Source organism: Bacillus hominis, from assembly GCF_018332515.1.
In the GTDB taxonomy this organism is placed as follows: Bacteria; Bacillota; Bacilli; order Bacillales; family Bacillaceae_G; genus Bacillus_A; species Bacillus_A hominis.
This window is the reverse complement of sequence record NZ_BOQD01000054.1, coordinates 1-15483: the sequence shown is the minus strand read 5'-3', so window position 1 is coordinate 15483 and position 15483 is coordinate 1. Positions and strand designations below refer to the sequence as shown.

14 protein-coding genes are annotated in these 15483 nt (G+C 36.7%); 5 read left to right on the top strand and 9 right to left on the bottom strand.

Translation table 11 applies throughout. The features are described 5' to 3' along the window. Positions 1 to 226: 226 nt before the first annotated feature. From KI356_RS07590 to KI356_RS07570, 5 genes are all read left to right on the top strand, one after another. Positions 227 to 1816 carry a bifunctional metallophosphatase/5'-nucleotidase gene (locus tag KI356_RS07590; protein ID WP_212935155.1) on the top strand — a complete coding sequence of 530 codons (1590 nt, stop codon included), beginning with the start codon at positions 227 to 229 and terminating at the stop codon, positions 1814 to 1816. Between the two features lie 468 nt (positions 1817 to 2284). After that, positions 2285 to 2614 carry a PadR family transcriptional regulator gene (locus KI356_RS07585; protein ID WP_002161817.1) on the top strand — a complete coding sequence of 110 codons (330 nt, stop codon included), beginning with the start codon at positions 2285 to 2287 and terminating at the stop codon, positions 2612 to 2614. Next, positions 2611 to 3336 (top strand): VanZ family protein, encoded by a 726-nt coding sequence (locus tag KI356_RS07580; protein ID WP_212935154.1) that lies wholly within the window; start codon positions 2611 to 2613, stop codon positions 3334 to 3336. The genes KI356_RS07585 and KI356_RS07580 overlap by 4 nt, the downstream gene beginning before the upstream one ends. A gap of 169 nt (positions 3337 to 3505) precedes the next feature. After that, entirely contained in the window at positions 3506 to 4936 is a 1431-nt protein-coding gene (locus tag KI356_RS07575) for an IS4 family transposase (protein ID WP_212935153.1), read from the top strand. A gap of 347 nt (positions 4937 to 5283) precedes the next feature. Beyond that, positions 5284 to 5784, top strand: coding sequence for a DUF3995 domain-containing protein (locus KI356_RS07570; protein ID WP_212935152.1), 501 nt, complete (start codon positions 5284 to 5286; stop codon positions 5782 to 5784). 422 nt (positions 5785 to 6206) lie between these two features. Here KI356_RS07570 and KI356_RS07565 read toward each other — a convergent pair whose 3' ends face one another. From KI356_RS07565 to KI356_RS07525, 9 genes are all read right to left on the bottom strand, one after another. After that, a complete protein-coding gene (locus tag KI356_RS07565; protein ID WP_212935151.1) occupies positions 6207 to 6980 on the bottom strand; it encodes a VanZ family protein in 774 nt (257 codons plus the stop codon). Beyond that, complete coding sequence (locus KI356_RS07560; RefSeq protein ID WP_128282057.1) at positions 6973 to 7305, bottom strand: PadR family transcriptional regulator; 333 nt, start codon at positions 7303 to 7305, stop codon at positions 6973 to 6975. Before KI356_RS07560 ends, KI356_RS07565 begins: the two co-directional genes overlap by 8 nt. A gap of 114 nt (positions 7306 to 7419) precedes the next feature. After that, positions 7420 to 9102, bottom strand: a complete 1683-nt coding sequence (gene glpD, locus KI356_RS07555; RefSeq protein WP_128282056.1) for an aerobic glycerol-3-phosphate dehydrogenase — start codon at positions 9100 to 9102, stop codon at positions 7420 to 7422. A 133-nt stretch (positions 9103 to 9235) separates the two neighbouring features. Next, positions 9236 to 10726 carry a glycerol kinase GlpK gene (gene glpK / locus KI356_RS07550; protein ID WP_212935150.1) on the bottom strand — a complete coding sequence of 497 codons (1491 nt, stop codon included), beginning with the start codon at positions 10724 to 10726 and terminating at the stop codon, positions 9236 to 9238. A gap of 13 nt (positions 10727 to 10739) precedes the next feature. Next, complete coding sequence (glpF, locus tag KI356_RS07545) at positions 10740 to 11561, bottom strand: glycerol uptake facilitator protein GlpF (protein WP_128282054.1); 822 nt, start codon at positions 11559 to 11561, stop codon at positions 10740 to 10742. A 229-nt stretch (positions 11562 to 11790) separates the two neighbouring features. Next, on the bottom strand, positions 11791 to 12351 hold the full coding sequence (gene glpP / locus KI356_RS07540; RefSeq protein ID WP_000394295.1) for a glycerol uptake operon antiterminator GlpP: 561 nt from the start codon (positions 12349 to 12351) through the stop codon (positions 11791 to 11793). A gap of 151 nt (positions 12352 to 12502) precedes the next feature. Continuing rightward, positions 12503 to 13699 carry an oxalate decarboxylase family bicupin gene (locus KI356_RS07535; RefSeq protein ID WP_212935149.1) on the bottom strand — a complete coding sequence of 399 codons (1197 nt, stop codon included), beginning with the start codon at positions 13697 to 13699 and terminating at the stop codon, positions 12503 to 12505. A 212-nt stretch (positions 13700 to 13911) separates the two neighbouring features. Beyond that, positions 13912 to 14112: a sporulation YhaL family protein gene (locus KI356_RS07530; RefSeq protein WP_000449223.1), complete on the bottom strand. Its 201-nt coding sequence runs from the start codon at positions 14110 to 14112 to the stop codon at positions 13912 to 13914. 79 nt (positions 14113 to 14191) lie between these two features. Further along, positions 14192 to 15064, bottom strand: a complete 873-nt coding sequence (locus KI356_RS07525) for an alpha/beta fold hydrolase (RefSeq protein WP_212935148.1) — start codon at positions 15062 to 15064, stop codon at positions 14192 to 14194. Positions 15065 to 15483 lie beyond the last annotated feature (419 nt).

Below are 15483 nucleotides of genomic sequence, written 5' to 3'. Positions count from 1 at the left end.
TATTTAACAATTTATGTAGCGCATACCGATATCCATCTCCCACCTAAAATTAGTGTTTCACATTTTTGAGGAAGAAGTCTTTTGTCAGAAAACAATAAAATCTTATTAATTTTTATAATTAGTAGAATTTTTATAGAAATAATCTTCTTAATCTATTAAAATTATATCGAATGATGTCAGATTGTATCATATGATGTCAGATTGTAATAAGGGGAGAGAAAATTTTATGTTGAAAAAAATCATTCCAGTTGCTTTAGCATTAAGTACAATTACTTTTTCAAGTGTATTTGCTGCGCCTTCGGCTCAAACAAATACAGAACCAAACCGCTACATAGATGTACAAATGCTCGGTATTAACGATTTTCATGGGCAACTAGACACTGTAAAGAAAATTAACAATAAAGATGCAGGGGGAATCGAGTACTTAGCGGCTTATTTACGTGATCGTGAAAAACAAAATCCAAATACATTAAAGGTTCATGCGGGCGATATCGTTGGAGCAAGTCCTCCTGTTTCAGCATTATTACAAGACGAACCTACGATTGAATTTCTAAACGATTTAAAATTTGATGTCGGAACCATCGGAAATCATGAATTTGATGAAGGTGTTGAAGAAATGCACCGCCTTATTTATGGTGGATACCATGAAAAAACAGGGAATTTTAAAGGAGCAAAATTCCCATATGTTGCCGCAAATTTCTATAATAAATCCACCGGGCGTCTATTTTTACCACCATTTACTATAAAAAAGGTACAAGGAGTTCCTGTTGGCTTTATCGGAGTCGTAACAACAGATGTTCCTAACGTTGTTATGCCTACTATGCTAAAGAATGTAGAAATTACAGATGAAGTTGAAGCCATTAACAAATCCGTAAAGCAATTGAAAGAACTAGGCGTTAAATCTATCGTTGTTCTTGCGCATAACGGAGGTACAACAGATGAGAATGGCGTAACAAATGGTGATCTCGTCCGATTAGCAAATGAGACTGATCCAGAAGTCGATGTTATTTTTGGGGGGCATAGCCACACCTATGTAAATGGAACTGTTAATAATAAACTTGTCGTACAAGCAAATTCTTATGGAATGGCTTTTGCTGATGTTGATGTAAAGATTGATCGTAAGACAAAAGATATTGTCGAGAAAAAAGCAGAAATTGTTACAACTTACCATGAAGGCATAGAGCCTGATAAAAAAATAAAGAAGAAGATGGAGAAGTATCAAGCTAAAATCGCACCTCTTGTCAATGAAGTTATTGGTAAGTCTACCACTCCACTAGATCGCAAACTAAATACGGCTGGTGAATCTACTCTCGGCAATTTAGTTGCTGATGCCCAGCGTGCAACAATGCAATCCCAAATTGCTCTTATGAACCCTGGTGGTATTCGTAATGACTTAGATGCTGGTGATATTACATGGGGAGAAATATATGGCATTCAACCATTCGGAAATCAATTAATAAAGGTTAATTTAACGGGTCAAGACATACGTGATATTTTAAATCAACAATGGCAAAAAGACATCACAAGAATGCTTCAAATTTCAGGGATCCAATACACTTGGGATGCGAACAAGCCAAATGGAGAAAAAGTCACAAGTATTCGCTTAACAAATGGAGAAGAAATTATTCCTTCTAAAACTTACAGCGTTGTTGCGAATGCATTTCTAGCTTCAGGTGGAGATGGATTTGTGTCCTTTAAAAATGGGAAAGACGCTGAAACAGGACCAACTGATTTTGAAGCATTAGTAGATTATATAAAACAAGCAAAAGAACCAATTCAGCCTATTATTGATGGAAGAATCCAAAAAATAAATTAGCTTTCATTAATCTCAAAACACCTAACCTAGATTACCTGTTCGCTATACTTTTTAGTGTGCAGGTAATCTTATTTTTCTTGTGTGGGTTTGAAACAAAGTCCTACCGTGGTCAACGAATTTACCATCGATATGCAAAGCACCAAAAAAGTAAAGTCAACGTCAAATAATTTGAGCTGATTTGAATTATCTGGATATGTTTTCCACCTACAATACTGTATAACTCTCACCTGTTCAGAAAAACGGTTTTTCTTTTAATAACTTTGCTTAGCGTACGAAATTCGCGTTTTGTTGGCGCTACCCCATGCCCATCAACCTAAGATAAGTGTATATACCCAAAACAAGTAAAAAGAAAATTTCATTCAATTAAGCGCTTATTAGCATCTTTCATACTGAGAGATGTTATTTTCTATTCTGTTATGTTGTTTTACGACATATGTCGTGTTACGATATGGTTAAGGGGGTGGAAAAATGGACAAAGAGATGATGAAGGGAAGTATTGATATACTTGTGCTCTCTATAATTTCTCACCATGATACTTACGGTTATGAAATTATTCAAAAACTTAAAGAACAAAGCAATGACGTTTACCATATGAGTCAAGGTACACTTTATCCAGCACTCAAACGAATGGAACAAAAGAAGTTGATTGAATCTTACTGGGGAGAATCAGAAACAGGAATGAAGAGAAAATTTTACTCGATTACTGTGGCTGGAAAGCAGGAACTAGAGAAGAAATTAGATTATTGGGGACAAATCACTGCACTTATTCAAGCTTGCAGGAAAGGAGACTTCGCATGAAAGATTTTGAAAATTACATAGAATGTATTGTGAAAAATACTAATCTAGATAGGTCAGCCCGAGAAGAACTAGCTTTAGAATTACTTGATCATCTCACTAGTTTAAAAGAAGAATATATTAAAAAAGGGATGTCTATAGAGCAAGCAAAACAATTGGCGATACAACATTTTGGAGAACCAGATTCTATTGGAGTGGAGCTTCAAAAATCTATTTTTCCATATGGAAAATTCATAAAGCGTTCTGCATGGTCTTTATTTGTTGCTTATATATTGTTCTTTATTTGGTATCAGTACTTAGGAAATGGCGTTGGGCGTGAATGGTTTCTTGGGACCATTGAACAATTTTCAAGAAATCATGATGTAATGTGGTTGCTTCGTACTTTTATTGATATTACACCTTTCTATACTCTTTTTCTGTATAACATACCTGTTTATTGGATAGCTCATGCAGTTAAACCGATTATCTTATTGATTCCATTGGGATTTTTAATTCCTATTCTATTTCATAGGTTCCGTTCTTCTAAAGCAGCTTTTATGCTCTTTGTTAAATTAACTTTATTCATTGAGTTGTTGTATATTGTCATGTTAGTAGGTACTTTTGACACTACCAGTATTATTTTTCATTTGGTTGGCCTCTTAGTTGGGTTTATGGGATGGAAATTACTACAGAAACTGCAGGTTAAAAAATTCCTTACACCATCTAATATGAACTATGTGAAGTGAAAATTTTATTGTGATTAATTCAAAGAAGATCTTGGAACCAAATAAAAAAAGTACAAGAATTTAATAATGTTTTGTCTTTATTATTCAGGTAGCAATTTAGACTATTCCTTATATGTAAAAAAACGCTATTCTTTTGTTAACCACATACACGAAAGGATGGCGTTTTTGTATGAATTTATCGATTTTAGATGAGCTAGAATTGTTTTCTAAAGAATTACAACGATATATGTCACCACATGTTTTAGAACAGTTAGCTAGAGAGATAGGATTTGTTCAACGAAAAAGTAAATACCGTGCTCAAGATTTAGTGGCCCTATGTGTTTGGTTAAGTAAAAACGTTGCTCACACGTCATTGACACAATTATGTAGTCGCTTAGAAACGAATACAGGTATTTCTATGAGTCCAGAAGGACTCAATCAACGATTTAATGCCCGGGCTGTGCAGTTTTTACAACAAATATTAACCTATTTACTTCACCAACAACTCTGTACACCTAGTAAGATTACAACTTTATATACAAACCATTTTCGTAGTATTCGTGTATTGGATTCTACACATTTTCAGATTCCAGATAAATTTGCTTCTACGTATCAAGGTTCAGGAGGTAGTGGTCATAGTGCTGGTGTAAAAATTCAACTAGAGTACGATTTACTTAGTGGTCAGTTTTTACATGTTCATGTAGGATCTGGAAAGCACAATGATAAAACTTATGGTTCTACTTGCTTAACGTCTCTTCAACCGCACGATGTATGTATACGTGATTTAGGATATTTTGATTTGAAAGATCTGCATACGATAGACGAGTGTGGTGCTTATTTTATTTCTCGATTAAAGCTTAATACTCGTATATATCAGAAGAATAGAGAGCCTGAATACTTTCAAAATGGAACCATAAAAAAGCATTCTGAGTACATCCAACTAGATATGGAGCAATTTATTGACCAATTACAGTCTGGTGAAACATATGAGATTCCTGAGATTTATATTGGAATGTATCAAAAACTTCCTGCAAGACTTATTTTGTATAAATTAACTGAAACACAAATGAAACGTAGACAAAAGGACTTAGCTTCTAAAGAACACAAGAAGCAAATTACCTATAAAGAACGCAGTAAGCGACTTAGTGCAATCAACTTTTACATTACGAATATTCCTTCGGAATACCTACCAAGGGAACAAGTATACGATTTTTACTCCTTACGATGGCAAATTGAATTGATATTTAAAACATGGAAATCATTTTTTCGTATTCATCATTGTAATTCTGTAAAATTAGAACGGCTAGAATGTCATTTATATGGACAATTAATTAGTATCCTTCTTTGTTCCTCCACCATGTTTCAAATGCGTCAAATACTCCTCACCAAGAAGAAACGAGAGCTGAGTGAATATAAAGCGGTTTATATTATTAAAGATTACTTTCTACTTATTTATCAAGCTCTACAAAAAGATACTCAAGAACTATCAAAAATCTTGCTTCGTTTGTTTAATTTTTTACAGAAAAATGGAAGGAAATCTCATCGATATGAGAAGAAAACAGTCTTTGATATATTGGGTGTCATGTACAATTGTTTCTTTACTCATAATCATGTAGCTTAATTAAAAAAATGAAACCCGTTAGGGTTTATTTGGTATGCAGATTTTTAGATAGCTGATATCACCTCTTTAGAAAACAGAAAAAATCTAGTTGAACGGACTTTTACTTAATCTTAGGTTGATGGGCATGTGGCGCTACCCCAATTACTACTTTGACATCATTTACCGTATTCGTGTTTCCCCTACATTTTAGCTCCTTGGTTAAAAAGTCCTAATTGATTTTTGTTCCATAAAAGGGACATATAAATATAGTAACTGATCGCATAAATATAATCATAATATTTCCGCATTTTCATTGGATTTAATAATAATAAATTATAAAATGAAAAAGACTTCTATTATCCCTCATAATGAAAGGAGTTATTACAATCAAAAACAACAATAATCAACATCCGCCGGACAAAATCGAGAAGTGGTTGTTTTTTACTGGTTATGCAGCTTTTGTTTGGTCAGCTCTATTTGGGTTAATCCACATTTACTGGGCGGCAGGAGGTACTTTAGGATTTGAAGGCAGGACAATGGGCAAAGTGTTATTCATCATTAATCTAGTTGCAATTGCTCTATGTATAGTTGCTGCATTTACTGCACTTGCACTTGTTCAAGCATGGGGACGAAGATTTCCATCCTGGTTGTTGCTCACTGCAGCATGGGGAGCATGTGCGATTTTAGGTTTGCGGGGTGGCGTAGGGATAACTCAAAGCTTGTTGGACTCAGAATCCCTTTCTTTACTATTGGTAATTGTTGAACCGTTTTTCTTGTTAGGAGGAATCTTATATGGACTTCTTGCTTTTCTTTATATTTACACCTCCAATAATAAGAAAAAAATAAAACAAGACGGGATAAATCTATAACAATATGGTTGGCTATGTCCATACCGTTTTGTTATACCTTTATTTCAAGCTTATTTCTCTTTAGGAAGAGTAAAACACAACACTTTAATCGATATTTTAGCGCATTCATAATAAAACAAAAACCACCTAAAGGCTCTCCTTCAGGTGGTTCTCTATTTTACGCTAACGCAGCTGCCTGTTCTTGTTGATCGACAGGAATTACAGCGTCTCTTAATGCTTTTTCTAGTTTTGCTGTGACGCTGTCATCATTTATAGCACCCATAAAGACTGATTATGCACCCGTTTCATAACAGTATGAATAAACAACGAACAACACCTATTGCGAATATAAAAAATCCTCTCACTATATAGTGCCTATATTTTCAGTGATACTCTATTACCATCAAGCTAAATTTATATAATTTTAACTACACGATAGCAAGTTAATTTTCAAATATCTTCTTTCGCATAGCACTAAATTTATTATCCATTTGTATCATGCTTACAAATAAAAGATATCCTACCGATGCACCGAGCATATTTATAGCAATCCGCCACACATCAAAAACATCAGACAAAGTTAGTAAATGTACTATCTCCCAAACAAGAAAGGTCATAGCATACCACTTACAAGCTTTCTTATATTTAGTCACTTTATTAATCAACACTGGAACGAAAAATCCAAATGGAACTACTAATATTATATGTTGTAAAACGCTTAACCAATAAGTTGAGTTTCCCCAAAAACCTGGATGCGTAATAAAATCTTTAACTTGCCAAAGTGTTATTCCAAAAAGTTGTAATAACGTTTCTAAATCAGATATATGTAAAAATTGCTGCCAAAATTCAATGGAATGATAGACAGTCCCACCTGTCAAACTACGAACAGAGTCAAATGTAGAAGTTGAAATAAATGCTCCAATAAAGACAATAACACAAATGATTATATAAGGAATACATAAAATTTTTGATAATACCTTTAACGGCCTAGGAACTTCGTATACCGATTGATTAATCCCTAAGCCAATAACTTTTGATTCTCCAAAACTTTGAATCGCTTTATAAATCGCTTCTTTTTCATTCATACCTTGTTCCATATATTCTTCTTTCAAGCTGTTCAAATGGTCATACATTTCTAGAAATAGCTCATCCTGTTCAATATTACTAAGTTCTGAATAAGCTAAAATAGACTTAATATACTCATCAAATTCACTCATAAATAACTCCTTTCTGACAAGCTTGAATTAATGATGTTACACGCTCCCAAGAGTTCAATTTCTTCTGCAATTCTTTTTTCCCTTTACCTGTAATAGTATAAAATTTCCTTTTCATCCCATTCTCAGATTCATTCCAATAAGATTCAAGAAACTCCTTTTTTTCTAATCGCTTTAAAGCCGGATACAAAGTTCCCTGTCCCATACTATACAAATCTTCACTTGCATCCTTTAAACTTTGGGCTATTTCATATCCATATGTATCACGTTTTGCAATGATAGAAAGTAATAAAATATCTATACTGCCCTTCAAGATTTCTTTGTCCAACAATACCACCTCCTTATATACATCGTATAACAACATATGTCGTTATGCAACACAGTTAGAAGAATAGTCCATAAAAAAACCACCTAAAGGCTCCCCTTCAGGTGGTTCTCTATTTTACGCTAACGCAGCTGCCTGTTCTTGTTGATCTACAGGAATTACAGCATCTCTTAATGCTTTTTCTAGTTCAGCTGTGTATTTCATTTGCTCTTCTTTGCTCCAGCCTAGTTTCGCAGCCATGTAGTTAATTACTGCTTCTTTCCACTCGTATACCCAGTGAATGTTGAAGAATACAGCGCCTCTGCGGCGTACGAAGAAGTCAACTGGTTTTGCTGTCATTTCGTAATCCATTGCGTATACAAGCGGGATTAGAACGTCAAGCGGCATGTTATATTCTTTCACTTCGTCTCTATGTTTTTTCGCTAAGTCGAACAGTACGTCAACGTTAGAGCCATAGAATTTCGCGAATTCTTCCGCTTGCGCTGTCGTTAAACCGTATTTCGTACCTTCGCCTGCTTTTTTCGCGATAAATGCCGGGAATCCGTGTGAACCACTTACATGTCCGCCAGAGATTGGCATATGTTTCGTGTCGCTCTTCGGATATGAGCTGTGACCTTCTTTTTGTAGTAAGTTCGTTACGTAGTCTACTACCATTTCAGCCATTTTGCGGTATCCTGTTAATTTACCGCCCGCGATTGTAATTAAACCAGATTCAGAAGTCCAAATTTCATCCTTACGAGAAATTTCAGATGCATTCTTACCTTCTTCATAAATTAACGGACGTACACCAGCCCAGCTTGACTCCACATCTTTTTCCGTAATTTTCACGCTTGGGAACATGTAGTTAATCGCATTAATGATATATGTGCGATCTTCTGTTGTCATGTGCGGTACAGCTGCGTCTTTATCATAGAACGTATCTGTTGTACCTACGTACGTTTTTCCTCCGCGAGGAATCGCGAACACCATACGTTTATCTGGTGTATCAAAGTAAATTGCTTGCCCTAATGGGAAACGTTTTTGGTCAATTACTAAGTGAACACCTTTTGATAATTGAAGTACTTTCCCTTTTTTAGAGTTATCTTTTTCACGAAGTGTATCTACCCAAGGACCAGCTGCGTTTACAATTTTTTTACCGTAAACTTCATACACTTCTCCGTCTAGTAAATCGATTACACGTACACCGCATACTTTTCCATCTTTATATAAGAAACTGTCTACTTTTGCGTAGTTAACAGCTTTCGCGCCATGTTCAATCGCTTCTTTCATTACTTCAATTGTAAGACGCGCATCGTCTGTACGATATTCTACGTAGTAACCGCCGCCTTTTAATCCTTCTTGTTTTACAAGAGGTTCTTTATTTAGCGTTTCTTCACGGCTAAACATCTTTCTGCGCTCGCTTCGTTTTACACCTGCTAAGAAGTCGTATACACGAAGACCAATTGATGTACTGAATGACCCGAACGTGCCGCCTGTATGGAACGGAAGTAACATCCACTCTGGTGTTGTTACATGGGGACCGTTCTCATATACGATCGCACGCTCTTTCCCCACCTCTGCTACCATTTTCACTTCAAGTTGTTTTAAATAACGTAAACCGCCGTGTACAAGTTTCGTTGAACGACTTGATGTACCTGCTGCAAAGTCCTGCATTTCAAACACAATCGTTGATAAACCGCGTGTTGCCCCATCTAATGCAATACCAGAACCAGTAATACCTCCACCAATTACGATCACATCTAACTCTTGTTTATTTACTCCGTTTAATACGTCTTTACGTTGTTTACTTGAAAATTTCATGGTAATTCCTCCCTTTGATAACGAAAAAAGAGACCACGAACTCCGCTATAGATTTCGCCTCTATAGCGTGTTGTGGTCTCTCCAAATCTCCTACCGAATTATTAACTTGTCACCATTATAACACTGTTTATGATTATTTGAAAGCTTTAGTTGCTTCAATTGCCTTTTTCCATCCAGCATATAACTCTTCGCTTGTTTCCGCTTCCATTGCTGGTGTAAAGCGTTTATCCATATGCCACTGTTCTTTAATTTCGTCTTGGTTTTTCCAATATCCAACCGCAAGACCAGCTAAATACGCTGCACCTAAAGCTGTCGTTTCGTTGATTACTGGACGCTCTACAGGAACGTCTAACATATCGCTTTGGAACTGCATTAAGAAGTTATTCTTAACTGCTCCGCCATCAACGCGTAATGTGTTCAGTTCAATACCTGAATCTGCTTCCATTGCGCATAATACGTCTTTCGTTTGGTAAGCTAAAGATTCTAGCGTTGCACGAATGAAATGCTCTTTCGTCGTACCGCGTGTTACGCCAAACATCGCGCCGCGTACTTCGCTATCCCAGTATGGTGTACCTAAACCTACGAATGCTGGTACAACATATACGCCTTCAGTTGATTCAACGCGTGATGCGTACACTTCACTCTCACTTGCATCTTTAAACATGCGCATTCCGTCACGTAACCACTGAATTGCAGAACCTGCTACGAAAATACTTCCTTCTAATGCGTAATTCACTTTACCATCTAAACCCCATGCAATTGTTGTTAATAGACCGTGCTCAGAAGCAACTGCTTTTTCGCCTGTGTTCATTAACATAAAGCAACCAGTTCCGTAAGTGTTCTTCGCCATACCTTCACCGAAACAAGCTTGTCCAAATAATGCCGCTTGTTGGTCACCAGCTACACCTGCAATTGGTATATTTTGACCGAAGAAGTGATAATCAACTGTTTCTCCATATATTTCAGATGATTGACGTACTTCTGGAAGCATGCTCTTTGGTACTGTTAACATGTCTAGAAGCTCATCATCCCACTGTAAGTCGTGAATGTTAAACATTAATGTACGTGATGCATTTGAATAATCTGTTACGTGCGCTTTCCCGCCCGATAATTTCCATACAAGCCATGTATCAATTGTTCCGAATAATAACTCGCCGTTTTCTGCTTTCTCTCTAGCACCTTCAACGTTATCTAAAATCCATTTTACTTTCGTACCAGAGAAGTATGCGTCAATTAAAAGACCTGTTTTTTCGCGAACCATTTCGCTATAACCTTTTTCTTTTAATTCATCACAAATTTCAACTGTTTGGCGAGATTGCCATACGATTGCGTTATAAATTGGTTTGCCAGTCTCTTTATCCCATACAACCGCTGTTTCACGTTGGTTCGTAATACCGATACCAGCGATTTGTTCTGGTTTTACATCTGCTTCGCTTAAGCAAGTTGCGATAACTGCTAAAATAGATCCCCAAATCTCTTGTGCGTTATGCTCTACCCAACCTGGCTTTGGAAAATGTTGTGTAAACTCTTTTTGAGCTGAATGAACAATTTCACCTTTTTTATTGAATAGAATTGCACGTGAGCTTGTTGTTCCTTGGTCTAATGAAAGAATATATTTTTTCATATCGGTTTCCCCCTTATGCTACTTTTCTACTATTTGTATTAGTTTCACTTTTTTTACTTGTCATATAAGAGATTGCTAGTACAATCACAGTTGCAATAATCACATAAATAAGTGCCACATTTTGTTTTCCTTCAAATACAACTTGATGGAATAATCCTGCAAGTGATCCGCCTAAAATGGGACCAACTACTGGAATCCATGCATACTTCCAGTTTGAACCGCCCTTACCTGCAATCGGAAGGAAGAAGTGTGCAATACGCGGACCTAAATCACGAGCCGGGTTAATTGCGTATCCTGTTGTTCCACCTAATGATAAACCAATACTTACAATTAAGAAACCTACGATAAATGGATTTAAACCATCTGCAAATTTATTTGCTCCAATTGCTAATATACCAAATACTAAAACGAATGTTCCAATCATTTCACTTAAAAGGTTTGTAAATGTGTTCGGAATTGCTGGACCTGTTGCAAATACACCTAACTTTGTTCCTGGATCTTCTGTTTCTTTCCAGTGTGGTAAGTAATGTAAATATACAAGAACTGCCCCGATAATTGCCCCAATCATTTGTGCTGCGATATACATAGGTACGTCACTCCATGGGAACGCTCCCTTAAAAGCAAGTCCTATCGTTAAAGCCGGATTCAAATGTGCCCCACTAATTGATCCAACTGCATACGCTGCAACCGCTACTGCTAAGCCCCAGCCCATTGTAATGACAATCCAACCAGAATCTTTCGCAAACGACTTCTTTAAACTTACACCAGCGCAAACGCCGCCACCAAGTAAGATTAACAACGCAGTCCCTATTAACTCTCCTAAAAATGCTGACATAGTATCCCTCCGCAATCAATTTAAACGCTTTCAAAAGTGATAGAGGTAAAATGAATGGCCATTCGTTTTTTTTTCAAAAGAAAAAGATCCACAGCTTACATGCTTCTATAATAATATATATAGAAACAATAAAATGTGGATCTCTTCTTTTCTCCGTCACGTTTATTAACTTGTCTATAATGTTAACCTCTCGTGAAAGCGGTGTCAACATAATTTTTTCACATTTCCGTCACTTTTTTTGGTAATGTTTCCATAATTCTTTTTTCGATGTCGTAATTGCTGTCGCACCAGCATTTAAAGCTCTTTCAACATCTTCTACAGTACGGATGAAGCCACCTGCTAAAATCGGTACACCTGTACGCTCTTTCACTTCAGCAATCACATCCGTTAACGCTCCAGGAAGCACCTCTATATAATCCGGCTTCGTCTTTTCTAGCAAATTACAGCTCTTTTCCATTGCGCTAGAATCAATTAAAAAGATGCGCTGAATTGAGACGACACCCTTTTGCTTCGCCTTCATAATTACGCTCGCCTTTGTTGACAATAACCCGTACGGTTTATATTCTTGGCATAAAAACTCCGTCGCATGCCCATCACTTTGTAATCCATGGATCAAATCAACATGTAAAAACACCTTTTTACTATGCTGCTTCGCAAGTGACACAACACTCTTCAATTGCCCAACATGAATATCTAAAATAACAATATACTCATACGAACTATGTAATAGCTTTTCCAAATCTTTAATTTGCCTCACTGCCGGCAAAATCTTTTGTTCATGAAATTCCATTCTATATGTCCCCTTTCCGTCTATTCTTTATAGTACACAATTTGTATGAAAAGAACAGCTAGTGTAGGGGAATTTCTTTCAATTTACTCACATAAACAAAAACGCTATCCCTTCCTATACTTCTACAGAAAGAATAGCGTATATCTCCATTTCATTCATCCGATTTCGGATTATATGAAAACCCCGGATATTTCACAACAGGCCATTTTTGCTTACGTAAGGAATCCATCAATTGCGGGCCAACATGTACATTACTTTCCACTATTTCTTTAGGAGTCAGTGCCATCCATTGATTTAACGATACATCTTCAAAACGGTTACTTTTAAACATCTCTAAAAACCATAATGTTTCATTGCCTGTGTTTTGAATATAGTGTCCAGTCGCAAACGGTACATATCCGACATCACCAGCTCTATAATCAAATGTGCGAGCTGCACCATCCCCAAGAAACACAGTCATTCTTCCTTGCCCAGTAAGATAATATTGCCATTCATCATTGTTAGGATGCCAATGGAGTTCTCTCATTCCGCCAGGCTCAATTTCAACGAGCGCTGCTGCGATTGTTTTTGAAATAGGGAAATTCGTAGAATCTACAATTCGAACACTACCACCAGGGGTCTTGATAGGTGTTTGTTTTAACAATTCGTGCTTGAAGGTTAAAGGAATTTCTCCTTCAGGTGACTGGACTTCCTGACTCTCAAGCGAACCCGGTACCTCTCCTTGATAAATATAGATTTGCTCTGAAGGAATAGAGTTAAAAGCACTCTCTGGTACTCCAAAATTAGCCGATAGAATCTCTTTTGGAGTATGTGCGAACCAATCGGAGATGGATAGGGTAGATAGATCAGAAAAATGTCCATCATCGAAAACGAGCAGAAATTCACAGTGTTCCAATCCTTGAATCGAATGCGGGATGCCAGGGGGAAAGTACCAAAGATCACCTGGACCAACGTCAGCAATGAAGTTTCGCCCTTCTTGGTCAACGGCAGTTATGCGTGCCTTTCCTAAAAGCATATATGCCCATTCTGCTTGTTTATGCCAATGGAGTTCACGTACTCCTCCGGCCGTTAAACTCATATTTACCCCAGCAATCGTAGTCGAAACCGGAAGTTCCCTAACAGTAATCTCCCGAGACCACCCACCGTGTTTTAAAATCATAGAAGTGTCTGAGAATGAAAATTTCAAGTTAGGGACTAATCCAGCATCAGTTATAGGCGGAACGAGCATATTCGGATTTTGAATATCCCGCATAACATTACGAGGTCCAGAATCAATCGCACCTGCTCCATCGCTACGGATTGGCTGTGGTATACTCCCTCCCGCTTCATTAACAGTACGTTTTTTCATCATTACACTCCTTTTTCATCTGACTATTAAGTAAAAAGCCTCTATCATAGTGTATGAATTGGGCTTTGAATGGTTACTATGCCTATGGATACAAGGGTTTCTGCCTTAACAATCCAATACAGCTTGATTCGACCTTAATTTAAAAGGAAGCATCCAACAAACTAACATATAAAAAAGAAGAGAAATCCCTTTCTCTTCTTTACAAGTTTCTATTAAAGTAATACCGAATCTTTATCACTATCCTGATTCCGTTTTTCTCGCTCTTCTTCTAAACGTTTCATATATACTTCGCCTTCTTTTTCAATAAACTCATTATCCATATCTTGCTCTTTTTTCGAAGTATATAAAACCATGTAGCCACTTAGTACAATCCCAACAATTACAAGATAAACCCACCATGGTAAAGTTTCCAAATCACTTCATTCCTTTCCTTAGACAAGCCTTATTAGTTTCACTGTATGAGGAAAAAGGTGGATTTATGCTTAAAATTTTTCATTGTGGATTCTTCGCGAAGAACGCTTGTACATATTCCATAAATTCAATCGGCTCTTGACGAAACGGTGCGTGATATCCTTTTTCAATAATATGAAACGTACTATTTGCAAATAACTCGTGGTACAGTTCACCATTTTTCCAAGAAACACTCTTATCGTGTCGTCCCCATATGATTAAAGTCGGAACCTTAATTTTATCAGCTTCCATCGCAATGCGGCGCTCTTTCATTTTCGTAAGCTGATCATAATGCTCTTTATCATCGCGGCTATTTTTCACTTCATTTTTATTATAATCCGTAATCTCTGTCACAGTTTGTAAGTCCGTCGATAGTGGCGGCACTTCATAACTGTCTTTTTGCTGGAAAGATTCAATTCCTGTAGAATCCGCTAAAATGAGATGAGTGACTGCGTCCGGATATAAATACGCTAAATTAAGGGACATCTCTCCGCCCATAGAATGACCGAGCACCGCAAACTGATCGTATCCGAGCTTCTTCATTAACTTATAATATAAATTCACTTGCGCAGGAAACGAATACTGAAAATCAACGGGCTTAGAAGAACGCCCAAACCCTAAAATATCAACCGCAATAATCGTATGGTCTCTCACAAGTTCCGGATAAATATCACTAAACCCATCTGAAGAACCACCAAACCCGTGAAGCATAAGTAAAGGCGGTTTCCCCTCACCAATTTGCTTAAAATAAATCGTCTGCCCATCAATTTGCGCCATACTCTCTTTCGTATGTAGCTTCATCATAACAGTATCTTTCACTTCTCCAACCTTCGCAATCGGCTTATCAACGAAGTTACATACTATAAGCAAAACGAGCACAATACCACTAATCATATAAAACTTAAACCGTTTCAAATTTCCGTCTCCTTTCTCAAATTGCTATTTAAAGTTTTTACATTTTTTGGTTGTTTTATGTTCTCTTTTTGTTGTAACTTTAATGGTTACAATTATATTAAAAAAATATTACTCATTCCCATTACTGATGGTTATTTTGTAACTATTATAGTTACATATTTAAAGTAAGTCAATTCTTTTCTTTACGTGTATGATTTCAACTAGCTTTTTTCTTACATTCTACATCGTAAGCTACTCTAATTTTGCCCATAGAAAAATCCCCTCCATAGTAAGTAAACAGGTTAATGTGCTTTCTTTTCCTGTCTACTATAAGGGGATTTTTTAATGGTATAATATTAATTATAACTTCAGTTAAAGGTGGGGTTTTTGTTCATCCCCCACTGATTATTAGCCCACACCAATCGGGCGTTTATGGGCAG